Source organism: Clostridium sp. UBA6640 (genome assembly GCF_002455975.1).
Classification (GTDB): domain Bacteria; phylum Bacillota; class Clostridia; order Clostridiales; family Clostridiaceae; genus Clostridium_J.
On the sequence record NZ_DKLM01000010.1, the window covers coordinates 4,062 to 4,350 of the forward strand.

1 protein-coding gene is annotated in these 289 nt (G+C 29.1%); it reads left to right on the forward strand.

The genetic code is table 11. From position 1 onward, the window contains the following. A partial coding sequence (locus B2W91_RS01005; RefSeq protein WP_291578394.1) for an AMP-binding protein occupies nt 1-289 on the forward strand: 289 nt, incomplete at both ends.

Sequence of the window (289 nt, forward strand, 5' to 3'; positions counted from 1 at the left end):
GTCTGTTTGGGAACTTTTATGGTGGCCTCTAGTTGGTGCAAAAGTATGTATGCTTAGTCCTAATGACGAAAGAGATCCAGAAAAAATAATTGAAGCAATAAAGAAGTATAAAATAACAACAATGCATTTTGTTCCTTCTATGCTTGATGTTTTCTTATATTGTTTAGGAGAAAATAAGAATGTTTCAGATTTAAATAGCTTAAGACAAGTATTTAGTAGTGGGGAAGCATTAAATTTTAAACAAGTATCAAGATTTTATAAAGAGTTTGGAAATAGTAAAAAGCTTATA